The sequence below is a fragment of the Micromonospora sp. CNZ280 genome (assembly GCF_011759515.1).
In genome coordinates this window covers 1,242,386-1,267,315 of sequence record NZ_JAAOYP010000001.1, presented here as the reverse complement: position 1 = coordinate 1,267,315, position 24,930 = coordinate 1,242,386, and the positions used below count along the sequence as shown (strand labels likewise).

The 24,930-nt window shown below is 72.9% G+C and carries 24 protein-coding genes and 1 riboswitch; of the genes, 21 read left to right on the top strand and 3 right to left on the bottom strand.

The window, feature by feature from the left end; all coding sequences use genetic code 11:
- The first annotated feature begins 131 nt into the window (after positions 1-131).
- The 12 genes from secY to truA all read left to right on the top strand — a co-directional run bounded on the left by secY (position 132) and on the right by truA (position 8,863).
- Complete coding sequence (gene secY, locus FHX32_RS05940) at positions 132-1,460, top strand: preprotein translocase subunit SecY (RefSeq protein ID WP_167179815.1); 1,329 nt, start codon at positions 132-134, stop codon at positions 1,458-1,460.
- Entirely contained in the window at positions 1,461-2,114 is a 654-nt protein-coding gene (locus FHX32_RS05935; RefSeq protein ID WP_167179814.1) for an adenylate kinase, read from the top strand. It begins immediately after the preceding gene.
- A gap of 83 nt (positions 2,115-2,197) precedes the next feature.
- Entirely contained in the window at positions 2,198-3,043 is an 846-nt protein-coding gene (map, locus tag FHX32_RS05930; RefSeq protein WP_167179813.1) for a type I methionyl aminopeptidase, read from the top strand.
- Positions 3,044-3,305: 262 nt separating this feature from the next.
- Positions 3,306-3,845, top strand: a complete 540-nt coding sequence (locus FHX32_RS05925) for a DUF1707 SHOCT-like domain-containing protein (protein ID WP_486480924.1) — start codon at positions 3,306-3,308, stop codon at positions 3,843-3,845.
- Positions 3,846-4,102: 257 nt separating this feature from the next.
- A complete protein-coding gene (gene infA / locus FHX32_RS05920; RefSeq protein ID WP_007073013.1) occupies positions 4,103-4,324 on the top strand; it encodes a translation initiation factor IF-1 in 222 nt (73 codons plus the stop codon).
- Positions 4,325-4,412: 88 nt separating this feature from the next.
- Entirely contained in the window at positions 4,413-4,526 is a 114-nt protein-coding gene (gene rpmJ / locus FHX32_RS05915; protein WP_012184307.1) for a 50S ribosomal protein L36, read from the top strand.
- 263 nt (positions 4,527-4,789) lie between these two features.
- The gene (gene rpsM, locus FHX32_RS05910) at positions 4,790-5,170 is read left to right on the top strand and encodes a 30S ribosomal protein S13 (protein ID WP_109898768.1); all 381 of its coding nucleotides are present in this window, start codon (positions 4,790-4,792) and stop codon (positions 5,168-5,170) included.
- An 18-nt stretch (positions 5,171-5,188) separates the two neighbouring features.
- Positions 5,189-5,596, top strand: coding sequence for a 30S ribosomal protein S11 (rpsK, locus tag FHX32_RS05905; protein ID WP_007073011.1), 408 nt, complete (start codon positions 5,189-5,191; stop codon positions 5,594-5,596).
- 14 nt (positions 5,597-5,610) lie between these two features.
- The gene (gene rpsD, locus FHX32_RS05900; protein ID WP_109898769.1) at positions 5,611-6,237 is read left to right on the top strand and encodes a 30S ribosomal protein S4; all 627 of its coding nucleotides are present in this window, start codon (positions 5,611-5,613) and stop codon (positions 6,235-6,237) included.
- 98 nt (positions 6,238-6,335) lie between these two features.
- Positions 6,336-7,358, top strand: a complete 1,023-nt coding sequence (locus FHX32_RS05895; protein ID WP_088991893.1) for a DNA-directed RNA polymerase subunit alpha — start codon at positions 6,336-6,338, stop codon at positions 7,356-7,358.
- A 34-nt stretch (positions 7,359-7,392) separates the two neighbouring features.
- The gene (gene rplQ / locus FHX32_RS05890; protein ID WP_167179812.1) at positions 7,393-7,965 is read left to right on the top strand and encodes a 50S ribosomal protein L17; all 573 of its coding nucleotides are present in this window, start codon (positions 7,393-7,395) and stop codon (positions 7,963-7,965) included.
- Between the two features lie 67 nt (positions 7,966-8,032).
- Entirely contained in the window at positions 8,033-8,863 is an 831-nt protein-coding gene (gene truA / locus FHX32_RS05885) for a tRNA pseudouridine(38-40) synthase TruA (RefSeq protein ID WP_167179811.1), read from the top strand.
- Between the two features lie 78 nt (positions 8,864-8,941).
- On the opposite strand, the gene FHX32_RS05880 is transcribed toward truA, so the two are convergent.
- Positions 8,942-10,183, bottom strand: a complete 1,242-nt coding sequence (locus FHX32_RS05880; protein ID WP_208417967.1) for a hypothetical protein — start codon at positions 10,181-10,183, stop codon at positions 8,942-8,944.
- Positions 10,184-10,321: 138 nt separating this feature from the next.
- Between FHX32_RS05880 and FHX32_RS05875 the strand changes: the two genes are divergently transcribed.
- The 3 genes from FHX32_RS05875 to FHX32_RS05865 are packed head-to-tail and all read left to right on the top strand — an operon-like array spanning position 10,322 to position 13,649.
- Entirely contained in the window at positions 10,322-10,927 is a 606-nt protein-coding gene (locus FHX32_RS05875) for a methyltransferase (protein ID WP_167179810.1), read from the top strand.
- Between the two features lie 41 nt (positions 10,928-10,968).
- Positions 10,969-12,648 (top strand): ATP-binding cassette domain-containing protein, encoded by a 1,680-nt coding sequence (locus tag FHX32_RS05870; protein ID WP_167179809.1) that lies wholly within the window; start codon positions 10,969-10,971, stop codon positions 12,646-12,648.
- A gap of 56 nt (positions 12,649-12,704) precedes the next feature.
- Positions 12,705-13,649, top strand: coding sequence for an aldo/keto reductase (locus tag FHX32_RS05865; protein WP_167182294.1), 945 nt, complete (start codon positions 12,705-12,707; stop codon positions 13,647-13,649).
- Between the two features lie 95 nt (positions 13,650-13,744).
- Here FHX32_RS05865 and FHX32_RS05860 read toward each other — a convergent pair whose 3' ends face one another.
- Both FHX32_RS05860 and FHX32_RS05855 read right to left on the bottom strand, forming a co-directional pair.
- Positions 13,745-14,296, bottom strand: coding sequence for a hypothetical protein (locus FHX32_RS05860; RefSeq protein WP_167179808.1), 552 nt, complete (start codon positions 14,294-14,296; stop codon positions 13,745-13,747).
- Between the two features lie 70 nt (positions 14,297-14,366).
- Positions 14,367-20,225 carry a ThuA domain-containing protein gene (locus tag FHX32_RS05855; protein WP_167179807.1) on the bottom strand — a complete coding sequence of 1,953 codons (5,859 nt, stop codon included), beginning with the start codon at positions 20,223-20,225 and terminating at the stop codon, positions 14,367-14,369.
- A gap of 334 nt (positions 20,226-20,559) precedes the next feature.
- A riboswitch (TPP riboswitch) is annotated at positions 20,560-20,669 on the top strand.
- Between FHX32_RS05855 and thiE the strand changes: the two genes are divergently transcribed.
- From thiE to thiD, 6 genes are all read left to right on the top strand, one after another.
- Entirely contained in the window at positions 20,664-21,290 is a 627-nt protein-coding gene (gene thiE / locus FHX32_RS05850) for a thiamine phosphate synthase (protein ID WP_167179806.1), read from the top strand. (Overlaps the previous riboswitch by 6 nt.)
- Positions 21,284-22,504 carry a glycine oxidase ThiO gene (thiO, locus tag FHX32_RS05845; RefSeq protein WP_486480923.1) on the top strand — a complete coding sequence of 407 codons (1,221 nt, stop codon included), beginning with the start codon at positions 21,284-21,286 and terminating at the stop codon, positions 22,502-22,504. Before thiE ends, thiO begins: the two co-directional genes overlap by 7 nt.
- Entirely contained in the window at positions 22,495-22,695 is a 201-nt protein-coding gene (gene thiS / locus FHX32_RS05840) for a sulfur carrier protein ThiS (protein WP_167179805.1), read from the top strand. Before thiO ends, thiS begins: the two co-directional genes overlap by 10 nt.
- Positions 22,692-23,471 (top strand): thiazole synthase, encoded by a 780-nt coding sequence (locus tag FHX32_RS05835; RefSeq protein WP_167179804.1) that lies wholly within the window; start codon positions 22,692-22,694, stop codon positions 23,469-23,471. The genes thiS and FHX32_RS05835 overlap by 4 nt, the downstream gene beginning before the upstream one ends.
- A gap of 47 nt (positions 23,472-23,518) precedes the next feature.
- Positions 23,519-24,145, top strand: a complete 627-nt coding sequence (locus FHX32_RS05830) for a thiamine phosphate synthase (RefSeq protein ID WP_167179803.1) — start codon at positions 23,519-23,521, stop codon at positions 24,143-24,145.
- Positions 24,142-24,930, top strand: coding sequence for a bifunctional hydroxymethylpyrimidine kinase/phosphomethylpyrimidine kinase (gene thiD / locus FHX32_RS05825; RefSeq protein WP_167179802.1), 789 nt, complete (start codon positions 24,142-24,144; stop codon positions 24,928-24,930). The genes FHX32_RS05830 and thiD overlap by 4 nt, the downstream gene beginning before the upstream one ends.

The window sequence follows — 24,930 nt, the reverse complement described above, 5'->3', positions numbered from 1 at the left end:
CGGGCACATCTGCCCGGACCGGGATCGGGCTGTTAGAGTCCCTTCCCAGCTATGGATATCGGGCACTCGCCCGGCACCCACCCCGACCCGCCAGGGATCACCGGCGGCCCGCCTCGCGCAGGAGGAAGAAGTTGCTGTCCGCCTTTCTCAGTGCGTTCCGTACGCCTGACCTGCGCAAGAAGCTGCTGTTCACAGTAGGCATCATCGCGATCTACCGGCTCGGCGCCACGCTGCCCAGCCCGGGCGTGTCCTACGGCAACGTGCAGAAGTGTCTCGACGCCATCCAGGGCGACAGCACTGGCGTGCTGAGCCTGCTCAACCTCTTCTCCGGCGGCGCGCTGCTGCAGCTCTCGGTCTTCGCGCTGGGCATCATGCCCTACATCACCGCGTCGATCATCCTGCAGCTGCTGACCGTCGTGATCCCGCGGCTGGAGCAGCTCCGCAAGGAGGGCCAGGCCGGCCAGGCGAAGATCACCCAGTACACCCGTTACCTGACCCTGGGCCTCGGTGTCCTGCAGGCGTCGGCGTTCGTCGCGCTGGCCCGCTCCGGGCAGCTGTTCAACAACCAGTGCGACCAGTTCCCGATCATCCCGGAGGGCACCGGCATCCCGGACTGGCTGACCCTGTCCATCCTGGTGATGACGATGACCGCCGGCACCGGCGTGGTCATGTGGCTCGGTGAGCTGATCACCGACCGTGGCGTCGGCAACGGCATGTCCGTGCTGATCTTCACCTCGATCGCGGCGCGGCTGCCCAGCGAGGGTTGGAACATCAAGATCACCAAGGGCTGGGGGATGTTCAGCCTGGTGCTGCTCCTGGTTCTGGTGGTCATCACGGCGGTCGCCTTCATCGAGCAGGCGCAGCGCCGGATCCCGGTGCAGTACGCCAAGCGGATGATCGGCCGGCGGATGTACGGCGGCACCTCGACCTACATCCCGCTGAAGGTCAACCAGGCGGGTGTCATCCCGGTCATCTTCGGCTCGTCGCTGCTCTACCTGCCGCAGCTGGCGCTCCAGTTCTTCGACCAGACCAACCCGGGCAAGACCCAGGCGTGGATCCAGAACAACCTGGTCGACCCGACCAGCCCGATCTACATCACGGTCTACTTCCTGCTGATCATCTTCTTCACGTACTTCTACGTCTCGATCACGTTCAACCCGACCGAGGTCGCGGACAACATGAAGAAGTACGGCGGCTTCGTGCCGGGCATCCGCCCCGGCAAGCCGACCGCCGACTACCTCGACTTCATCCTCAGCCGGATCACCCTGCCGGGTGCCCTCTACCTGGCCCTCATCTCGGTCCTGCCGAACTTCTTCTTCATCTGGCTGGACAGCCAGCAGTACATGAACTTCCCGTTCGGGGGCGTGGCGGTGCTCATCATGGTCGGCGTCGGTCTGGAAACCGTGAAGCAGATCGAGAGCCAACTGATGCAGCGGAACTACGAAGGGTTCCTGCGGTAGATGAGACTCGTTCTGGTTGGCCCGCCGGGCGCGGGTAAGGGCACGCAGGCCGAGTTCATCGCCGCGCACCTCTCGGTGCCGAAGATCTCGACCGGGGACATCTTCCGGGCCAACGTGTCCCAGGGGACCCCGCTCGGCGTCGAGGCGAAGCGCTACATGGACGCCGGCAAGCTGGTGCCGGACGAGGTGACCATCAACATGGTCCGGGACCGGCTCGCCGAGCCGGACGCCAGCGAGGGCTTCCTGCTCGACGGCTTCCCCCGCACGACGCCGCAGGCCGCCGCGCTCGACAAGCTCCTCGCCGATCTGGGCACCGCGCTCGACCTGGTGCTCGAACTGGTCGTCGACGACGACGAGGTGATCCGCCGGCTCTCCGGCCGGCGGACCTGCCGAGGCTGCGGCAAGATCTGGCACGTCGAGTTCGACCCGACCACCCGGAACGGCATCTGCGACCGCTGCGGCGCCGAGCTGTTCCAGCGGGACGACGACAAGCCGGAGACCATCGCCGCCCGGCTGCGGGAGTACGCGGAGAAGACCGCGCCGCTGGTCGACTACTACGGCGCCCAGGGCAAGCTGGTCGGCATCGACGCCACCGGCCCGGTGGAGGACGTCACCGTCCGCGCCATCGACGCCCTGCGCTCGTACGGCGGCTGACGACCCGGCCACGGCGGATAGAGTGCGAACAGCGGGGTACGCCCGGCGTGCCTCGCTGTTCGGCAACGAAAGGTAACGGCTCCATGCGTCGTCCCCAGCTGGACATCCAGCTGAAGACCCCCGACCAGATCGAGAAGATGCGCGCCGCCGGTCTGGTGGTCGCCGAGGCCCTGCGCCGGATGCGCGAGGCGGTCGCCCCCGGGGTCAGCACCGCCGACCTGGACGCCATCGCCGAGTCGACCATCCGCGGGGCCGGCGCCGTCCCGTCGTTCAAGGGCTACCACGGCTTCCCCGCCTCGATCTGCTCGTCGGTCAACGAGCAGGTGGTGCACGCGATCCCGGCGCCTGAGCAGGTGCTCCGCGAGGGCGACCTGATCTCGATCGACTGCGGCGCGGTGCTGAACGGCTGGCACGGCGACGCGGCCATCACGGTCGGCGTGGGCGAGGTCGACCCGACCCTGCTGAAGATGGCCAAGGTGGCCGAGGACGCGATGTGGGCCGGTATCGCCGCGGCGGCGCGGGGGGCGGCCAGCGGCAAGGGCCGACTCACCGACATCTCGCACGCGGTGGAGGACGCGGTCCGCCGGGGCGGCCGGTACGGCATCGTCGACGGCTACGGCGGGCACGGCATCGGCACCGAGATGCACCAGGACCCGCACGTGCTCAACCACGGCCGGCCGGGCAAGGGCCCGCGCCTGGTGCCCGGCATGGCGCTGGCCATCGAGCCGATGATCACGATGGGTTCGCCGCGTACCGTCGAACTGGCCGACGGCTGGACGGTGGTGACCCGGGACGGGTCGATCGCGGCGCACGTCGAGCACACGATGGCGCTGCTCCCGGACGGGGTGTGGGTGCTGACCGCCGAGGACGGCGGCCGCGCCCGCCTCGGCGACCTGGTCACCGCCCGCCAACCCGCTCCAACCCCCTGACCGAGGCCCCCCACCCGTCTCGGCCAACCCGTCTCAGCCTTGTTGACCAAGACCTTCGCGGCACCCTGCGGCCGCACCTGACACGAGCCCCTTCATCACCGCCCGACCCCGTCGGCGCCTCCAGGGCCATACCGGGGTGGTTGATCAAGGGGTTTGCGTCATCAGGGTCGCTGTCGCTGACGTGAATCCCTTGATCACCGCGGTGGGGGCCGGCGGTTGGAGGGTTTCGTGGGGGTGGTGGGGCGGTGGCATGCTTGCGGGCATGGAGGGGCGCGACGGGATGCGGGCCGCCGACGCCGACCGTGCGGCGGTGGCCGACCGGCTGCGGGTGGCGCTCGACGAGGGCCGGCTGAACCTGTACGAGTACGACGAGCGGTTGCAGCAGGCCTACGCGGCCCGCACGTACGCCGAGCTGGACGCGCTGGTGCGGGATCTGCCGGCGGTCGCCCCGCCGGCCACGGCCGCGCTCGCGGAGCAGGTGGACGCCATCCCGGCCCGGCCGGCTGCCGCCCGCCCGGCAACCGCCCGTTGGCTGGCCGAGGTCTGGATGCCGTACCTCCAGGTGGTGCCGATCGTCGTGGCCATCTGGGCGATTTCCTCCCTGTTCGCGCGCGATCTGCTGTATTTCTGGCCGGGCTGGGTGGCCGGTCCGTGGGGCGCGGTGTTGTTGGTGCGTACCGTCACCGGTCTGGCCGGGGGCGAGCCGCGACGGTGGGCGGCCGAGCGGGAGCGCCGGCGCCGGCGGAAGCTGGCGAAGCGGGCCCGCCGACGGGCACTGAAGGCCGGCGGCCCGGACGAGTAGCGGCCCGCGCGGGTCGGGGGTGCCGGCCTGATGCCGGATTTGCCCGGTACGGTGAATCCGCTGGTGGCCGGTTTGGCGGCGGCGCGCAGGCGCGCGTACACTGACTGATCGGCGCACAGCGTCCACTCCGGCATGCCCACCAAGCGCTTCGGTGGGACTCGGAGCCGCGGCTGGCGCGGGCTTTCTGATCATGGTCAGTCACCCGTGTAAGACGTTGTGGGCCGTCCGGAGCAACCGACGTCAGGACAGCGGAGGACATGCCGAAAAAAGACGGAGCCATCGAGATCGAGGGTCGGGTGATCGAGCCCCTGCCGAACGCCATGTTCCGGGTGGAGCTCGCGAACGGCCACAAGGTGCTGGCTCACATCAGCGGCAAGATGCGGCAGCACTACATCCGCATCCTGCCGGAGGACCGGGTCGTCGTCGAACTCTCGCCGTACGACCTGACCCGCGGGCGCATCGTCTACCGCTACAAGTAAGCCTGACGACGGCCGGGCCGTCCCGTGTCCGTCTTCGACGTCCGGGTCGCACCTCGCGACTCCGGGCCAGATGGGAAGTAAGGCAACCGTGAAGGTCAAGCCGAGCGTCAAGAGGATCTGCAACAAGTGCCGGGTCATCCGCCGGCACGGCCGGGTCATGGTCATCTGCACCGACCCGCGCCACAAGCAGCGCCAGGGCTGAACCAGTCCCACCGGTCGTGACACGGCCGGTCGGATCGGTCCGGGCCGCGGATCCAGACAACAGATCACCTAGCTCGTCCCAGCCGCGAGAGGTGCGCATCGCGTACATCTGCGTGGTTGACCCCCGGTCGGAGGCCGGGGCCCGCTCGGGCAGCGACCGATCCCGGTCGCCGGCGCGGAAGGCGCCGGAAGGACGGGACGGTCGGTAGCGGGGTGGGACGGGTCCACACCTCCGCCAGAACACCACGAGGAGTACGCCCGCACATGGCACGTCTAGTCGGCGTCGACCTCCCCCGCGACAAGCGGATGGAGATCGCGCTCACCTACATCTTCGGCGTGGGTCGCACCCGCGCCCTGGAGACGCTCGCCGCCACCGGCATCTCGCCGGACAAGCGCGCCCGGGACCTCACGGACGAGGAGCTGGTCCAGCTCCGCGACCACATCGAGGGTAACTACAAGGTTGAAGGCGACCTGCGCCGCGAGGTCGCCGCTGACATCCGCCGCAAGGTCGAGATCGGCTGCTACGCCGGCATCCGGCACCGCCGGGGCCTGCCCGTGCGTGGCCAGCGGACGCGTACCAACGCCCGCACCCGCAAGGGCCCGAAGCGGACCGTCGCCGGCAAGAAGAAGCCCGGCAAGAAGTAACTAGGAGCGCACAGACTTATGCCACCGAAGGCTCGTGCCGGAGCCGCCGTCAAGAAGGTCCGGCGCAAGGAACGCAAGAACGTCGCCCACGGGCAGGCGCACATCAAGAGCACCTTCAACAACACCATCGTGTCCATCACGGACCCGACCGGTGCGGTCATCTCCTGGGCCTCCGCGGGCCAGGTTGGCTTCAAGGGCTCCCGCAAGTCGACCCCGTTCGCCGCGCAGCTGGCCGCCGAGGCCGCCGCGCGTCGGGCGATGGAGCACGGCATGCGCAAGGTCGACGTGTTCGTCAAGGGCCCCGGCTCCGGCCGGGAGACCGCCATCCGTTCGCTGCAGGCCGTGGGCCTGGAGGTCGGTCAGATCTCCGACGTGACCCCGCAGCCGCACAACGGGTGCCGTCCGCCGAAGCGTCGCCGGGTCTGAGAGGTTAGAGAGAGATGGCTCGTTACACCGGTGCTGACTGCCGCCGTTGCCGGCGGGAGAAGATGAAGCTGTTCCTCAAGGGCAGCAAGTGCGATGGCCCGAAGTGCCCGTTCGAGTCCCGGCCGTTCCCGCCCGGGCAGCACGGCCGCGGCCGCACCAAGGAGACGGAGTACCTGCTCCAGCTCCGTGAGAAGCAGAAGGCCCGCCGCGTCTACGGCGTGCTGGAGAAGCAGTTCCGCGGTTACTACGAGGAGGCCGTGGCCAAGCAGGCCAAGACCGGTGAGGTCCTCCTGCAGATCCTCGAGTCGCGGCTGGACAACGTGGTCTACCGGGCCGGCTACGCCAAGTCCCGGGACATGGCCCGTCAGCTGGTCAAGCACGGTCACTTCACGGTGAACGGCAAGAAGGTCGACATCCCGTCGTACCGCGTCAAGGAGCACGACATCATCGAGGTGCGGGGCAAGAGCAAGGAGCTCACCCCGTTCCTGGTGGCGCAGGCTGAGGCCGGCTCGCGGACGGTCCCGGCGTGGCTGGAGGCGATCCCCAGCCAGATGAAGATCCTCGTGCACTCGCTCCCGGCCCGGCAGGTCATCGACACCCAGGTCCAGGAGCAGCTGATCGTCGAGCTCTACTCCAAGTAGGAGCTCGTTGCGGTGGCCCGTCCCACCCGGGGCGGGCCACCGGAACGGTTTGTGTCGTGGGCGTCATATGGCGGGCGCCCCGGAAGAGAAGAGAAGACATGCTCATCAGCCAGCGACCGACCCTCTCCGAGGAGTCGATCAACGAGACCCGGTCCCGGTTCACCATCGAGCCGCTGGAGCCGGGCTTCGGCTACACCCTGGGCAACTCGCTGCGGCGCACGCTGCTGTCGTCGATCCCGGGTGCGGCGGTGACCTCGATCAAGATCGACGGTGTGCTGCACGAGTTCACCACGATCCCCGGGGTCAAGGAGGACGTGGTCGAGCTCGTCATGAACATCAAGGAGCTCAACGTCAGCTCCGAGCACGACGAGCCGGTCAGCATGTACCTGCGCAAGCAGGGCCCGGGCGACGTGACCGCGGGTGACATCCAGCCGCCGGCCGGCGTCTCGGTGCACAACCCGGACCTGAAGCTCGCCACCCTGAACGGCAAGGGCCGGCTCGACATGGAGCTGACCGTCGAGCGGGGTCGGGGCTACGTCACGGCGGCGCAGAACAAGCAGGCCGGCGCCGAGATCGGCCGGATCCCGGTCGACTCGATCTACTCGCCGGTGCTCAAGGTCACCTACCGGGTCGAGGCGACCCGGGTCGAGCAGCGGACCGACTTCGACCGGCTGATCATCGACGTCGAGACCAAGCCGTCGATGGGCCCGCGTACCGCGCTGGCCTCCGCCGGGTCGACGCTGGTGGAGCTCTTCGGGCTGGCCCGGGAGCTGGACGAGACCGCCGAGGGCATCGACATCGGGCCGTCCCCGCAGGACGCCCAGCTGGCGGCGGACCTGGCCCTGCCGATCGAGGAGCTGGACCTGACGGTCCGCTCCTACAACTGCCTCAAGCGCGAGGGCATCAACACCGTTGGTGAGCTCATCGGGCGTACCGAGGCCGACCTCCTCGACATCCGCAACTTCGGCCAGAAGTCGATCGACGAGGTCAAGATGAAGCTCGCCGGGATGGGGCTGGGGCTGAAGGACTCGGCTCCGAACTTCGATCCGGCGCACGTCGTGGACGCCTTCGGCGAGGCCGACTACGACACCGACGACTACCGCGAGACCGAGCAGCTCTAGTCCGCGCTGCCGCCACACCTGAGGAGCACCAAGCATGCCCACGCCCACCAAGGGCCCCCGCCTCGGCGGCAGCCCCGCGCACGAGCGGCTGATGCTGGCCAACCTGGCCACCGCGCTGTTCCAGCACGGCAAGATCCAGACCACCGAGACGAAGGCCCGGCGGCTGCGTCCGCTGGCCGAGCAGCTCATCACCAAGGCCAAGCGCGGCGACCTGGCGTCCCGCCGGCGGGTGCTGGGCGTCGTCAAGGACAAGGACGTGGTCTACGCCCTGTTCGACCAGATCGCGCCGCGGTACGCCAACCGCAACGGCGGCTACACCCGGATCGTGAAGACCGGTCCGCGCAAGGGTGACGCCGCGCCGATGGCGATCATCGAGCTGGTCGAGGAGCTGCAGGTCGCCGAGCCGAAGGCGAACAAGAAGACCGCCGCCCGCAAGGCGGCCCAGCAGGACAAGGTCGAGGCGCTCGCCCCGGCGGAGGAGACTCCGCGGTCGAACTCCGGCGACCAGGACGCCGAGCCGCCGGTGTCGGCGTCCGGCGACACCGCCGCGGCGCGCGAGGACAGCGACCTCGCCGTCGAGGAGAACAACGAGCAGAACAAGGCCTGATCCTGGGCTTCGTCGGGCCCGGCATCCCTTCGGGGTGCCGGGCCCGACCCGTGGAGCGGAGGTACGAGTGGACGAGCGCACCCGGCTGCGGTTGGACGTCGCGTACGACGGGACCGACTTCTCCGGCTGGGCCGCCCAGCCGACCCGGCGCACGGTCGCCGGGGTGCTCGTGCAGACCCTCGACCTGGTGCTCGGCGCGGGTGTCGCGACCGGGCTGACCGTGGCCGGCCGGACCGACGCCGGGGTGCACGCCACCGGTCAGGTCTGCCACCTCGACCTGCCCACCGCGGTCTGGCGGGAGCGGGAGGGGACGCTGCTGCGCCGGCTGGCCCGGCTGCTCCCCACCGACGTGCGGGTACGCGCGATGACCGAGGTGCCGGCCGACTTCGACGCCCGGTTCTCGGCCACCTTCCGCCGCTACGAGTACCGGGTCACCGACGCCCCGTACGGCGCGGAGCCGCTGCGCCGGCACGAGATCCTGGCCTGGCCGAAGCCGCTCGACCTGGACGCGCTGAACGCCGCCGCGGCCGGGCTGGTGGGGGAGCACGACTTCGCCGCGTACTGTCGGCGGAAGGAGAACGCCACCACGCTGCGCGAGGTGACCCGGCTGGACTGGCGGCGCGACCCGGACGGGGTGCTGGTCGCCACCGTGCAGGCGGACGCGTTCTGCCAGGCGATGGTGCGCAGCCTGGTCGGCGCGATGCTGGTGGCCGGGGACGGCCGCCGGCCGGTGGACTGGCCGGCGGGCCTGCTGACCCGGCGGGAGCGGTCCAGCGAGGTGACCGTCGCGCCGGCACACGGGCTCACCCTGGTGGCGGTCGGCTACCCCGACGACCCGGCCGAGTACGCCCGCCGCGCCGAACTCACCCGCAGGCTCCGGGTACCGGCCGAATCCTGACCGCTGGCCGCCGCACCGCCCCGCACACGCGACGGGTGCGCGGCCGGTGTGGCCGCGCACCCGGGTTCGTCGGAGCGGTCAGTCGCCCGTGCGCTCGTCCTCCTCGGGGCGGCCGTTGTCGGCGCCGGCACCGTCGTCGGTCCGGCCGGCCGTCGGCTGGCCGGCCACGCCGCCGTCGGCCCGCCGTTCCAGCACCCCCTGGTTCAGGTGCAGCTCGATCATGTCGAAGAGGATCTCGCGGACGGCGGTGTCGCCGGACCGGATGGTCTCGCCGTCGGCGCGGGCGACCACCGCGTAGGCGAGGTAATGGCCGCGTACCTGCCAGCCAACCCGGGCGGGAGCGGTGGCCATCGCCTCGGTGCCGGCATCGGCGGCCATGCCCCGGAACCGGCCCTGCCGCTCGTCGAGCAGTTGGCGGATGCGGTCCCGGGCCCGCTCGGCGCTGGCCCGATCGGTCAGGTTGAACAGCCCGGCGGTGACCAGGTGGTCGCGGTCCGGGGTGCGCAGCGTGGCCCGGACCACCTGGCTGCAGCCGAGCCGGACCAGCAGGTCGGCGACCTCGTCGGTGGCCGCCACCGCGCAGCTGGCGCTGGACTGGATCTTCAGCACCTGGTACGCGGGCTGGCCGTCGGCGACCGTCAGCTGCTTGCCGGGGAAGACCTCCTTGGCGGTGAGCGGCGCCTGATCGGTGTCCCGCGAGTCGAGGTGGTCGGCCTCGGGTGCGGCGGACTGGGCGACGCCCGGCTGGGTGGTGGGCTCCGGCGTCGTCGGGTTGCCGGTGCGGTCCATCAGCAGGGCGGCGGCACCGAGACCGCAGAGGGCGAGCAGCACGAGGACGGCGGCGCCGCCGATGAGCACCTGCCACATGCGACCGCCGCCGCGGCGGGGCGGCAAGGGCTCGGCCGGCCCGGCGGTGGCGTAGGCGCCCGGGGAGTCGTTCGGCGGTGGGGCGTACCGCTCGGCGCGGGGCGGCTCGACCGGCGGCGGGGCGTGGGTCTCCGGGCGAGGTTGCTCGACCGGCGCCGGCGGTGGGTAGGTCTCCGCGCGGGGGCGCTCGACCGGCGGCGACGCGGCGTAGCTCTCGGCGCGGGGCGGCTCGGCCGGCGGCACCGGGTCGCGCGGCGGGGCCGGGTCGCGTGGTGGCGCCGGGTCGGTGGGCGGCAGCGCCACCCGGGTGGCCCGGGGCAGCGACGGGGTCGGGAAGCGGGACGGGGACGGCCCGGCCGGCGGTGGCGGACCGGCGCCGAGCACCGACCGGTCGGACCCGGACCCCGGGTACTCCACGTATGCGTCCTCATCGGACTCGTACCGATACACCATGTCGCCCAGAGTAGGAGTCATTGTCCCTTTAGGGGGTAATAATGGGAAATTGTCGTGCGGCGCGTCTCGTGTCGTGCTGCACCCGCAGTCAGGACGGCCCCGGCCGGCATGCGCACCGGCGGTGCGAGAATTGCCGGCGTGACCGGCGACCACTACTTCACCGCTGAACCCGCGACCGCCGCCGCGCCGCGCGAGGTCGAGTTCTCCGTCGCCGGCCGCGACTACACGCTCACCTCCGCCGGCGGGGTCTTCTCCGCCGACCGGCTCGACCCCGGCACCGCCGTACTGCTCCGCAAGGCCGACCTGCCGACCCCCGGCACCACCGGTGACCTGCTCGACCTCGGCTGCGGCTTCGGCCCGATCACCTGCGTGCTGGCCGACACGGCACCGGCGGCGACGGTCTGGGCGGTCGACGTCAACGAGCGGGCCCGGGCGCTCACCGCCGCCAACGCGGCGCGGACCGGCGCCGCCGACCGGGTACGTGTCGCCGCCCCGGACGCCGTACCCGACTCGGTGACCTTCGCCCAGCTCTGGTCCAACCCGCCGATCCGGATCGGCAAGGACGAGCTGCACCGGCTGCTGCTGCGCTGGCTGCCCCGGCTCGCCCCGGACGGGGTCGCCTGGCTGGTGGTCGCCCGGCACCTGGGCGGCGACTCGCTGCACCGCTGGCTGGTCGAGCAGGGCTGGCAGGTCGAGCGGCGGGCCAGTCAGAAGGGCTACCGGGTGCTGCGCGTCACCCGGTAATTGGTTGGGCCGTCCGGCGGGTGCTCGGGCAGGATGCCGGCGTGGGATACGTGGACGTGGCAGCGGTCGGGCACACCCTCCCCGACGGCCGGGAACTCCTCGCCGACGTGTCGTTCCGGGTCGGCGAGGGCGCCAAGGTCGCGCTGGTCGGGCCGAACGGCGCCGGCAAGACCACGCTGCTGCGGATGGTCGCCGGCGACCTGCCGGTGCAGACCGGCGCGATCGCGCGTACCGGCGGGCTGGGCGTGATGCGCCAGTTCATCGGGATGATCGGCGACGAGTCGACGCTGGCCGACCTGGCGCTCTCGCTCGCCCCGCCCGCGCTGCGCGACGCCGGGCACCGGCTGGCCGCGACCGAGGCGGCCATGCGGGCGGCCGAGGTGCGCGGCAAGTACAGCACCGCCGCCGGCAAGGCCCAGCTGGCGTACGCGGACGCCCTGGCCGCCTGGGGTGAGGCCGGCGGGTACGACGCCGAGGTGCTCTTCGACACCGTCGCCACCATCGTGCTCGACCTGCCCTGGGACGCCGCCCGGGAGCGTCCGGTGCGCACGCTCTCCGGCGGCCAGCAGAAGCGCTTCGCGCTGGAACTGCTGCTCCGCGGCCCGGACGAGGTGCTGCTGCTGGACGAGCCGGACAACTTCCTCGACGTGCCCGGCAAACGCTGGCTGGAGGGGCGGCTGCGCGAGTCCGGCAAGTCGGTGCTGTACGTCTCGCACGACCGGGAACTGCTGGCGCACACCGCCGACCGGGTGGTCGCGGTGGAGGGTGGCAGCGCCTGGGTGCACCCGGGCGGCTTCGCCAGCTGGCACGAGGCGCGGGTGGCCCGGCACGCCCGCCTCGACGAGCTGCGCCGGCGCTGGGACGAGGAGCACCAGAAGCTCAAGGACCTGGTGCTGATGTACAAGCAGAAGGCCGCGTACAACGACGGGATGGCCTCGCGCTACCAGGCCGCGCAGACCCGGCTGCGCAAGTTCGAGGAGGCCGGGCCGCCGCCCGTACCGCCGAAGGACCAGGACATCCGGATGCGGCTGACCGGCGGGCGGACCGGCAAGCGCTCGGTGATCTGCGACAAGCTGGAGCTGGACGGCCTGACCTACCCGTTCGACCTGGAGATCTGGTACGGCGACCGGGTGGCGGTGCTCGGCGCCAACGGCACCGGCAAGTCGCACTTCCTGCGGCTGCTCGCCCGCGGCGGCACCGACCCGGACCCGGCCAACGGCCCGGTCGACGGCGCCGCGGCGCTCGCCCCGGTGGCGCACGACGGGGTGGCCCGCCTCGGCGCCCGGGTGCGGCCCGGCCACTTCTCGCAGACCCACGACCGGCCGGAGCTGATGGCGAAGACCCTCGTGGAGATCCTCTGGCGGGGCGACGAGCACCGGGCCGGCATGGACCGGCACGCGGCGATGGCGGCGCTGTCCCGCTACGAGCTGGCCGGGCAGGGCGACCAGCGGTTCGGCACCCTCTCCGGCGGCCAGCAGGCGCGCTTCCTGGTGCTGCTGCTGGAGCTCTCCGGGGCGACCCTGCTGCTGCTCGACGAGCCCACCGACAACCTGGACCTGGCCAGCGCGGAAGCCCTCGAAGCCGGGCTGGCCGCGTTCGAGGGCACGGTGGTCGCGGTGACCCACGACCGGTGGTTCACCCGCTCGTTCGACCGGTTCGTGCTCTTCCGCGGCGACGGCGAGGTGGTGGAGACCCCCGAGCCGGTCTGGGACGTCGGCTGAGCCGTCCGCCGGGCGGCGGAACGTCCGGCCGGCATAGGGTTGATCTCGTGACTGAGATGACCTACCGCCGGCTGGGCGACTCCGGGCTCGTGGTGTCCGTGGTCGGCATCGGCTGCAACAACTTCGGCCGGAAGCTCGACCTCGACGGCACCCGGGCGGTGGTCGACGCCGCGCTGGACGCCGGGATCAACTTCTTCGACACCGCCGACATCTACGGCGAGCCGCAGGGCGGCTCGGAGGAACTGCTGGGCCAGGCGCTCAAGGGGCGCCGGGACGACGTGGTGGTGGCCACCAAGTTCGGCATGGACATGCACGGCCTGAACGGGCCGGACTTCGGCGCCCGGGGCGCCCGCCGCTACATCGCGCGGGCGGTGGAGGCGTCGCTGCGCCGGCTCGGCACCGACCACATCGACCTGTACCAGATGCACGAGCCGGACCCGGGCACCCCGATCGACGAGACCCTCGCCGCCCTGGACGACCTGGTGCGTGCCGGCAAGGTGCGCTACCTGGGCAACTCCAACTTCGCCGGCTGGCAGATCGCGGATGCCGACTGGGTGGCCTCGTCTGCCGGCCGGACCCGGTTCATCAGCGCGCAGAACCACTACAGCCTGCTGGAGCGCTCCGTCGAGGCCGAGGTCATCCCGGCCTGCGAGCGGTTCGGGCTCGGCATGCTGCCGTTCTTCCCGCTGGCCAACGGACTGCTCACCGGCAAGTACAAGCGGGACCAGGCCCCGCCGCCCGGCAGCCGGCTCTCCGCCGGCGGCCGGTACGCGCAGCGCCTCGCCGCCGCCGACTGGGAGACCATCGAGGCGATCGAGGCGTACGCCGACGAGCGGGGGCTGTCGATGCTCCAGGTGGCCATCGGCGGGCTGGCCGCCCAGCCCGCGGTGACGTCGGTGATCGCCGGCGCCACCACTCCGGAACAGGTGCTCGCCAACGCCGCCGCGGGCTCCTGGCAGCCCACCGACGAGGACCTCGAGGCCCTGCGCGCCACCCTCTGACCCGTCGACGAACCGCCGCCCGGGTGTCGGCCCGGGCGGCGGTTTCGTCGTTGCGGATCGCCGCAACCGCGCGGGGGTTTTTCGCCCCACGAGGTTCAGCGCGGGTGAGGTCGGCGGCGGCCGACCAGCACCGGCACCGCCACCGCCAGGACGGCGAGCGCGAGACCGGCCAGCGCGAACGGCCACCACCGGGAACCTCCGTCGCGGGCGGCGTCGCCGGTGCCGGCCGCCGGAGCGGTCGCCGCGACCGGGGCGGGGACCGGCGGGGGCGACTGGGCGTCGCGCGCCTCCACCAGGGCGCTGGCCTCGCCCCGGTGCGGCGCGGGGGCGCTCACCGTGACCCGCCACCGGCCGGCGGAGAGGATCGGGCCGCTGGCGTAGAAGCCCTGCCCCTCGGTGGCCGGTTCCAGTTGCACCGGCCCGATCCGCCGGCCGTCCGGGCCGGTGGCGGTGAGGGTCAGCCGGACCATCTTGTCCAGGCGGTGCCCGTCGGCGTACACGGCCTGCACGGTCACCCCGTCGGCCCCGTCGCCGGCCACGGTCAGCTTGAGTTTCCCGGTGTGTGCGGCGGCCGGGGCGGTGGGCAGGAACGCCGCCAGGGCCAGTGCGACGAGCGCGGCGGTGATCGCCTGCCAGGTACGCGTCACGGGCGTCTCCTCACTGGAAGTGCGGGTGGGCCCCTTCCCACCGCCCCGGCGGTGGGAAGGGGCCCGCGGATCAGAGCCGGCGACCGGGAGCGATCCGGGTGGGATCGCCGCCGAGCCGGCCGGCGCCGTCGACCGGCTCGCCGTCGTTCGCCCGGACCCCGGCCCGGCTGGCCGTGCCGCCGAGCCGGACGATCATGGCGTCGGCGTCCCGGACCAGGGTGTCCCGGATCTCGGCCTCGGGCACCAGGGTGGCGTCGGCCGCGAGCGCCCGGAAGGCGGTCAGTGCCTTGATCGCCCGCTCGTCCTTGCCGGCCGCCTCGGCCTTGCGCGCCTCGTCGAGCTTCGCCGACAACTGCTTGTGCGCCTTGGTCGAGAGCCGGCTCGTCGCCTTGAACCGGTCCAGCAGGTTCTGCATGTCCCGGAACGAGGTGGTGACGAAGAACCGGACCTCCGAGGTGGTGACGTTGCCCGCCTTGTCGGTCGCGGTGACGGTCAGCTCGTGCAGGCCGAGCGGCAGCTCGTACATGGCCTGCAGGGTGCCGCTGGCGTACGGCCGGCCGTCCAGCTCGCCGACCACGGAGGCGATGCCCGAGGTCGGGTCGACCGCCTGCCAGGACACCCGGACGTCCTGGCTGTCACCGTAGAGCTGGCCGTCGGCGATGCCGGACACCAGCAGCGTCGGCTTCGTGCCGTCGATCCGCAACACCGCCGACTTGAGCGTCTCGGCGTTGCCGGCGTTGTCGGTGGCCCGGAACAGCAGCTCGTGCTGCCCGTCGCCGGCCACCTCGACCGGCGCCGAGTACGGTGTCCACGCGCCGCCGTCCAGCGACCACTCCACCGTCTTCACCTCGGACCCGGCATCGGTCGAGGTCAGCACGACCGGGACCGTCCCGTCGTGCCAGCCCTCGTCGTTGGCCGGGGCGAACGTCGCCGAGGTGACCGGCGCGGTGGCGTCGATCCGGACCGCGACGGTCTTCGTCGACTCCACGTTGCCCGCCTGGTCGGTCGAGCGGAACCGCAGCTCGTGCTCGCCGTCGCCGCTGACCGGCACCGGACCGGTGTACGCGGCCCAGGTGGTCGCCCCGTCGAGCTGGTACTCCGTGCCGGCCACCCCGCTGCCACCGTCCTCGTCGGCGGCGGTCAGCGTGACGGTGACCGGGCCGGTGTACCAGCCCTCGGTCGGGGTGCCGGAGACGGTGGCCGTGGTCACCGGGGCGGTCCCGTCGGCGGCCCCGGTGGTGAGCCGGAAGTAGTCGAACGCGGCTGTCTTCGACGCGGTCTGGTTGGCCCCGAGGGTGAACAGACCCACCTTCGGGGTCGCCCCGACGGCGCTGTTGGTGAGCGCCGTCAACGGCGTCCAGGCCGTCCCGTCGGCCGAGTACGACGCGGTGAAGGTGTCGCCCGTGCGGGCCAGCCGCAGGTACCACACCGAGGCGGTCAGGTTGCCCGCCTCCGGCTGCGGGTTCTGCACCGCGCCGCCGATCTCGCTGCGGAACTCGATCCGCCGCGTCACCGGCTGCCCGGGCTGGTTGTCGACGATGTAGTCGAACTTGAGGTAGTTGTCGTCGTCGGCGTGCACGATCAGGCCCGCCTGCTGGTACTGCTCGTTCAGCAGGCTGCCGTCGACCTTCGTCTCCAGCGTCCAGTCACCGGACGGGGCGTTCTGGAGGATGAAGTTCGCCGGCCCGGAGTTGCCGGAGCCGTAGATGTCGCCGTTGGGCACGTCGACCCGGAGCGCGCCGCCGGTCACCCGGTAGCCCGTCGGGTTCTCCCGCAGGATCGCGTCCCACCGGCACTTGTCCAGCGTGTCGCCGGTGAACTCGTCCGACGGGTCGACCGGCCCGGCCGGGGCGTCCGGCGAGACCTGGAACCAGTCGAAGGCCGCCTCCACCACCGGCGCGTCGGTGCCGCCGTTGAGCGCGAACAGCCCGATCCGCGGGTTGGTGATGCCGGCCAGCTCGGCGGACCGGCCGACCGGGGTGAACGTCTGCCCGTCGGCCGAGACGGCCGCCGTCAGGTTCGTCCCGTCGCTGCTGAGCCGCAGGTGCAGAGTGTCACCGGCGGGCGCGGCGATGCTGTCGGCGGCCTCGTTGCGCGGCACGCCGGCGGTCTCCCGGATGAACTCCACCCGCCGACCGCCCGAGTAGAGCAGGTCCAGCTTGGCGTAGTTCTCGTCGTCGCCGTACACCAGCAGGCCGGCCTGCTGGTAGTTGGCCGTCACCGGCAGGGTGACCCGGGTGGTCGCCTGCCACGCGCCGGACGGCGCCGGCTGGAGCACCAGGTTGGTGGCGTCGTTACGGCCGCCGTAGAGGTCGCCCACCGCGGTGGGCAGCCGGAGCGCGCCGTCGGAGACCGAGTACAGCTGGTTCTCCCGGACCACGCTGGTCCACCGCGCCCGGTCCAGGCTGGTGCCGGTGAAGTCGTCCGAGCGCGCCCCGAAGCAGGACGTGTTCGGCGCGTCCACCCGCACCGGCACCGTGGTGTACGACAGCGCGCCCTTGCTGTCGGTCACGGTCAGGGTGGCGGTGAAGGTGCCCGGGACGGTGTAGGTGTGCGTGGCGTCCAGGGTGGACGCCGTGCCGCCGTCGCCGAAGTCCCAGGCGTACGTCAGCGGGGTGTCGCCCTCGGCGTCGGTGGCCGTGCCGTCGAACCTCACGGTGACCGGCGCGGTGCCGGTCGCCGGGGTGGCGGTGGCGGTGACCACCGGCGGCGCGTTCTCGGTGACGCCCCGGCCGAGGAAGTCCATCCAGTTGACGTTGAGCAGCGAGCCAGCACCGCCGCCCGGGTCGCGGGCGACGAAGTACAGCGTCCCGCTCGCCGGGCCGGTCACCGGCGCGGTCACGTCGGTGTACGTCTGCCAGGCGCCGGTACCCGGCACGGTGGCCGAGGCGACCAGCGGCCCGTCGGGCGCGCCGGCGCGGACCTCGATCCGGCCGCCGCTGGTGGCCGAGGCGGCCCGGAACCGGATCGACGTGATGTTGGTCAGGTCGGCCGGGGCGAGCGACCACCAGTCGCCGTCCTCGATGAACCCGATGTTCTGGCCGCCGCCGGCGGTGTCGCCGGTGGTCTCGCGCTGCACGCCCGGGTCTCCGCCGCCGGTCGCGCCGGACACCCGGCCGGTGCCGGTGAAGTACTCGGCCTGCTTGCGCTTGGGCTGGAGCTGCTCGATGGCCCGGCCGGTGAGCGGGCCGGCGCCCTCGGCGCCGCCCAGGTCGGTGTAGGTGGCCTCGAAGACGGCGAAGACGTTCGCCTCGGCGCCGTGCCCGGAGGCCAGCGACGTCTGGACCGTGCCGGTGCAGCCGGTGTGCTGCTCCAGCGGGTGGGCGTGCTCGTCGTGGCCGAGCAGCACCTGGAGCCGGACCCGGTCGCAGTCGATCTCCGCGTCCTCCGGGTCGGTCACCGTTACCGTGTAGCGGACCTGGTCACCCCAGTCGAAGAAGCCGCCGTCCGGCGGGAACCCGATGGTCACCGTCGGTGCGGTGTTGCCCACGGTGACCGGCACGTTTGCCACCGCCGTACGGCCCTTCGGGTTGGTGACGGTGAGCTGCGCGTTGTACGTGCCGGCTGCGGCGTAGGTGTGCGTCGGGTTCGGCTCGGTCGAGGTCTGCCCGTCGCCGAACGCCCAGGCGTAGCTGAGCGTGCCGCCGTCCGGGTCGCGGGAGCCGGCGCTGGAGAAGGCGACGGTCAGCGGCGCCGGGCCGGAGGTCGGCTCGGCGCTGGCCTCCGCGATCGGGGCCCGGTCACCGGCGATGTAGTCGATCCGGTAGACGCCGGAGTTGTCGTTGTTGCCGCCGAAACCGCTGCCCCACTCGATGAGGTAGAGCGCGCCGTCCGGGCCGAACTCGAAGTCCATCGGCCGGAGCATGGTCATCCCGGTGAGGAGCTGGTTGATGTCCACGAGGCCCTTGCCGTCGCCGGTGAGCTGCATCGTGTACATCTTCGACTGGTTCCACTCGCCGAAGAGCGCCTTGCCGTCGTAGTACGCCGGCCACTTGCGGTCCGAGTTCAGCTCGGCGTCGTACCGGTAGACCGGGCCGCCCATCGGCGCGCCGCCGCCGCCGATTTCGGGGAAGCGCGGGTTGCCGCTGTAGTCGTAGTCGACGGTGGCCGGGATGGCCGGTGGCAGGTTGGTGAGGCCGGTGTTGTTGGGCGAGTCGTTCACCGGCGCGGCGCAGTCGAACTTCGGCCCGCTGGGGCCGGACGGGAAGGTGTAGTCGTTGTAGGCGTAGTTCGCGCCGGTGCAGTACGGCCAGCCGTAGTTGCCCGGGGTGGCGACGATGTTCCACTCGACAGTGCCCTCCGGGCCGCGGTCCGGGTCGGCGGCGCTGGCGTCCGGCCCGTAGTCGCCGACGTAGAGGGTGTCGGTGCCCGGGTCGACGCCGATCCGGAACGGGTTGCGGAAGCCCATCGCGAAGATCTCCGGCCGGGTCTTCGCGGTGCCCGGCGGGAACAGGTTGCCGGCCGGGACGGTGTACGTCCCGTCGTCCTCCGGGTGGATCCGGAGCACCTTGCCGCGCAGGTCGTTGGTGTTGCCGGAGGTGCGCTGCGCGTCGTAGTCCTGCCGGCCCGGCCGCTCGTCGATCGGGGTGAACGCGTTCGACTCGAACGGGTTGGTGTTGTCGCCGGTGGCCAGGTAGAGGTTGCCGGCGCTGTCGAAGGCCATGCTGCCGCCAGCGTGGCAGCAGGTGTTGCGCTGGGTGTCCACCCGCAGGACCTGCTTCTCGCTGGCCGGGTCGATGCTGTCACCGGTCACCGTGAAGCGGGAGAGCAGGTTGCGGGCGATCCCGTCGTTCGGGGCGTAGTAGAGGTAGATCCAGTTGTTGGTGGCGAAGTCCGGGTCGAGCCGGATGCCGATCAGGCCGTCCTCGTTGCCGGTGAAGACGTCCAGGTCGAGCGCGGTGACCGTGCTGCCGGTGTCCGGCTTGACGATCTGCACCCGACCGTCGCGCTCGACGTAGAAGACCCGCCCGTCCGGGGCGACGTCCAGTTCCATCGGGTTGCTGGTGTTGCTGTCCAGGGTCACCTTCTCGAAGCTGGCGGTCAGCGAGGCGCCGCAGTCGGCGTCCGCCACGCCGGCCGCGGAGCGGATGCCGCCGAGCAGGTGGGCGAGGAACTGCGGCTCCGCGTACGACTCGCGGGTGTGCCCGCCGCCGGTGTACCAGGCGCGGCCACCCTCGAAGTCGTGGCACCAGGCGATCGGGTGGTCGGCGCCCATCGCCCCCGCGCCGGGGGAGTAGCTGGTCTCGTCCAGGCTGGCCAGCACGTGCACGTCGGGACGCGGGTTGGACTGGTAGTTGTACCACTCGTCGAACCGGGACCAGCGCTCCGGCAGCCCGGCCGTGGCCGGATGGGCGTGGTCCTCCACCTTGACCGTGGCCTGCTGGTTCGCCGGGTGGCTGGCGAAGTACGCGCCGACCAGGTCGCCGTACCACGCCCAGCTGTACTCGGTGTCCGAGGCGGCGTGGATGCCGACGTACCCGCCGCCGGCGCGGATGTAGCGCTCGAAGGCGGCCTGCTGCTCGCCGTCGAGGACGTCGCCGGTGGTGGAGAGCCAGATCACCGCGCGGTACCGGGCGAGGTTGTCGTCGCTGAACGCGGCGCCGTCCTCGGTCGTGTCGACGGTGAACCCGTGCTCGGCGCCGAGCTGCTGGATGGCGGCGATGCCGGTCGGGATGGAGTCGTGCCGGAAACCGGCGGTCTTCGAGAACACCAGCACCGCGAACGGCTCGTCGGCCGCCGGCGCGGCGGGCGCGGTCAGCGGCTGGGTCTGCGCGGCGGGCGCCGCCAGGGGCGCGGCCTGCGCGGCGGGTGCGGTCTGCGCGGGGGGTGCGGCCTGTGCGGCGGGGATGCCGAACAGGGTGCTCGCGGCGAGCGCGAGGGGTAGCAGGGTGGCCAGGACGGGTACGCGGGCACGACGAGATCGGGACACGCCGCCTCCTATGTCGCGGTGGACAGGGGATCGCGGGGGCCGGCTCGCCGAAGACCGTCCCAGATGGGCCGGAGCGGACACCGTGCCAGGATGTCCGGACCAGCATTTTGTCGAATCGCTGAACAAATTAATCCCGCTGGATCCGTTGCAGGCAAGATGCCGGCCGGTAACGGTTTGGCAACGGCGGGCGACATTCCGAACAGGACCGTACGAAGTGCCCGGTCGCCCGAGGCATCGAGGGCCGTGCGCCTCGGTGGTCCGGACGGGCCGTCGACGCAGCGGGGTTGGCGGACCCCGCCTTGGCAGGCCGGCGGATCTGTCGTACGGTGACACGGACGTAACCCACGGGAGCCCGGTGGACCGGGCTGAGAGGGGGGCTGACAGCCCCCGACCGTCGAACCTGATCCGGGTAATGCCGGCGCAGGGAGGAGTGTTGCCGTGCCGTCCCTTGGGCGATTGCATCTGGTCACCGACACCCGACCCGGGCGGGATCCGCTCACCGTGGTCCGGGCCGCCCTCGCGGTGGCCCGCGCCGAGCTGGTGGTGCAGGTCCGGGTGGCGGACTCCGCGACCGACCGGGAGGCGTACGACCTGGCCCGCCGGGTGGTCGCGCTCTGCGCCGGGTACGACGCGACCTGCCTGGTCAACGACCGGCTGCACGTGGCGCTGGCGGTGGGTGCCGCCGGCGGCCACGTCGGCGCGGACGACCTGCCGGTCTGCGCGGCCCGCCGGGTGCTCGGCTCCGCCGCCGTGCTCGGCGCCACCGCGCGTGACCCGGGCACCGCCGCGGAGGCGGTCGCCGCCGGTGCCAGCTACCTGGGCGTCGGCCCCTGCCACCCGACCGGCACCAAGACCGGCCTGCCGGATCCGATCGGCCCCGCCGGGGTGGGCGCGGTAGCCGCCGCGGTGGCCGTGCCGGTGATCGCCATCGGCGGGGTCACCGCCGCGACCGTGCCGGCGCTGCGGGCCGCCGGGGCGTACGGGGTGGCGGTGGTCGGTGCGCTCTCCGCCGCCGCCGACCCGGGCCGGGCCACCGCCGAGCTGCTCCGGGCGTTGACGTGCTGACCGGGGGCCGGCCGGACGTGGCGGTGGTCGGCGCGGGGCCGATCGGGTTGGCGGTCGCCTGGCGCTGCGCCGCGCGCGGGCTGCGGGTGGTCGGGTACGACCCGGACCCGGGGTCGGGGGCGTCGGCGGTGGCCGCCGGGATGCTCTCCCCGGTCGCCGAGGCGTACTTCGGGGAACGGGAGCTGACCGGGCTGCTCTGCGAGTCCGCGGCGCGCTGGCCGGCGTTCGCCGCCGAGCTGACCGAGGCCACCGGACTGCCGATCGGCTACCGCACCGAGGGCACCCTGATGGTCGGGCTCACCGCCGACGACCTGGCCGAGGCGGGCCGGCTCTGGGCGTACCAGCAGGAGCTGGGGCTGCCGGTGACGCCGCTGCGCCCGACCCAGCTGCGCGACCGCGAGCCGGCGCTGGCGCCCCGGGTGCGCGGTGGTGCGCTGGCCCCCACCGACCACCAGGTCGACCCGCGGCTGCTGGTGCCGGCGCTGCGGGCGGCCGCTACGGCGGCCGGCGCGGTGCTGGTGCCGCGCGCGGTGCGCGAACTGTCCGAGCTGGACGCCCGGGTCACCGTGGTGGCGGCCGGCTGCGGCGCGGCCGCGCTGACCGGGCTGCCGGTCCGGCCGGTGAAGGGGCAGGTGCTCCGGCTGCGCACGCCCGGCGGCGAGCCGCCGGGCTTCCGGCACGTGATCCGGGGGTACGCCGACGGCGAGCACGTCTATCTGGTGCCCCGGGCGGGCGGTGAGGTGGTGGTCGGCGCGACGGTCGAGGAGCGCGCCGACCGGACGGTCACCGCCGGCGCGGTGCTGCGGCTGCTCCGCGCCGCGGCCGACCTGCTCCCCGAGCTGGCCGAGTACGACCTGGTGGAGATCGTCGCCGGGCTGCGTCCCGGCACGCCGGACAACGCCCCGATCCTCGGCCCGCTGCCCGGCCGGCCGGGCGTGCTGGCCGCCACCGGTCACCACCGGCACGGCATCGTGCTCACCCCGGTCACCGCCGACCTGGTCGCCGACCTGGCCGCCGGGGGCGACCCGGACCCGCTGCTCGCACCCTTCGCCCCGGACCGGTTCCGGCCGGCCCACCCACCCCGGCAGCCGAGCCCCGAGCGGCCCGGCCCGGCGGTGGACCACCGCGACGAGGTCGCGCCCGCCGAGGGCGGACGCCACGTTCGGCCCGCCGGCGTCGACCGGCAGACGACGGAGGAGGACAGGTGGAACTGACGGTGAACGGCGCCGGGCGGACCGTGCCCGGCGATGCCACGGTGGCCGACCTGGTCCGCGAGGTCACACCGCAGCGGCGCGGCGTGGCGGTGGCGGTCAACGGCGAGGTGGTGCCGCGCAGCGGCTGGCCGGCGACCGTGCTGCGCGACGGCGACCGGGTCGAGGTGCTCAGCGCCGCCCAGGGCGGGTGAGCGTGGTGACCTTCGACCTGGGCGGCGTCCCGTTCACCTCCCGGCTGATCCTGGGCACCGGCGGCGCGGCCAACCTGCACGTGCTGGAGCAGGCCATCCGGGCGTCCGGCACCGAACTGGTCACCGTGGCGCTGCGCCGGGTGGACACCACCCCGGCCGGGTCGGGCGGGCTGCTGGAACTGCTCGACCGGTGCGGGGTGCGGCTGCTGCCGAACACCGCCGGGTGCTACACCGCCGGCGAGGCGGTCAAGGTGGCGCACCTGGCCCGGGACGCGTTCGAGACCGACTGGGTGAAGCTGGAGGTGATCGGCGACGAGCGCACCCTGCTGCCGGACGGCGTCGAACTGCTCCGCGCCGCCGAGCAGTTGGTCGCCGACGGTTTCACCGTGCTGCCGTACACCAGCGACGACCCGGTGCTGGCGCGCCGGCTGGCCGACGTGGGCTGCGCGGCGGTGATGCCGGCCGGCGCGCCGATCGGCTCCGGGCTGGGGGTGTCCAACCCGCATCACATCCGGCTGATCCGGCAGAGCGTGGACGTGCCGGTGATCCTGGACGCCGGCATCGGCACCGCCTCGGACGCCGCGCTGGCCATGGAACTCGGCTGCGACGCGGTGCTGCTGGCCAGCGCGGTGACCCGGGCCGCCGACCCGGTGGCGATGGCCACCGCGATGCGGTTCGCCGTCGAGGCCGGCCGGTTGGCGTACGGGGCGGGCCGGATCGTCCGCCGCTTCCACGCGCTCGCCTCCACTCCGGACGAGGGAAGGCCCGACCTGTGACCGCGTCCGTCCGCCCGGCCGCGCCGGATCTTGGTGCGAAGAGGCCCGTGGCGGGGCCGTTCCGCACCAGGATCTCCCGGCGGCCGTCGGGGGTCGTGGTGCTGACCGATCGGTGGCAGGCGCGGGGGGCGTTGGTCGACGTGGTCGCGGCGGCGGTGGCCGGGGGAGTGCGCTGGGTGGTGCTGCGGGAGAAGGACCTGCCCCGCGCCGAGCGCGCCGCCCTCGCCGCCGACCTGCGGGCCGTGCTCGACGAGGCCGGCGGCACGCTGGTCGTCGCCGGACCCGACCCGCTCGACGGCGACGCCGTGCACCTGCCGTCCGCCGGCCCGTACCCGCCACCCCGGCTAGGCCTGGTCGGCCGCTCCTGCCACGACCGGGCCGAACTGGCCAGACTCAGCACAGAGGACTACGCGACCCTCTCGCCCGTCTTCCCCACCCGCAGCAAACCCGGCTACGGCCCACCCCTGCACCCCCGAGGACTCGCCGAGCTGATCACCGCCAGCCCGGTACCCGTCCTGGCCCTCGGCGGCATCGCCACCCCGGACCACGTCCACGCCTGCGTCGAGGCCGGTGCCGCGGGCGTCGCCGTCCTCGGTGCCGTCATGCGCGCCGACGACCCCACCGAAACCGCCGCCACCCTGACGGCGGCCTTCCACGCTCGAGGAGCGACGTGACCCCGACGACCGTGCTCACCGTCGCCGGCAGCGACTCCGGCGCCGGTGCCGGCATCCAGGCCGACCTCAAGGTCTTCGCCGCCCTCGGCGCGTACGGGACCAGCGTGCTCACCGCGGTCACCGCGCAGAACACCCGGGGCGTCGACGCCGTCCTGCCGCTGCCCCCGCGCACGGTCACCGACCAGTTGGAGAGCGTGCTGGTCGACTTCGACGTGCGGGCGGTCAAGACCGGGATGCTCGGCAGCCCGGCGGTCGCCGACGCGGTCGCGGCAGCGGCCCGGGACGGCCGGCTGCCGCACCTGGTCGTCGACCCGGTGCTGGTCGCCACCAGTGGACACACGCTCGGCGTGGTCGCCGCCGTCGAGCGGCTGCTGCCGTACGCCGAGGTGGCGACGCCGAACTGCGCGGAGGCCGCGGCCATCACCGGACGCCCGGTGACCACGGTCGAGGAGATGGTGGCCGCCGCCGAGGCGCTCGCCGCGGGCGGGCCGGCACACGTGGTGGTGACCGGCGGCGACGTGGACGCCGACGGCGAGGCGGTCGACGTGCTGCACGGCGGCGGGGTGAGCACGCTGCTGCGGGCGCCGCGGGTGGCCACCCGGCACAACCACGGCACCGGGTGCTCGTTCTCGGCGGCCATCGCGGTCCGGCTGGCGCTCGGCGATCCGGTGCCGGCGGCGGTGCGGGCCGCCAAGGAGTACGTGACCCGCGGGCTGGCCGGCGCGCGGGACTGGACGTTGGGCGCGGGACGCGGCCCGCTGGACCACTTCGGCTGGTCCGCTTGA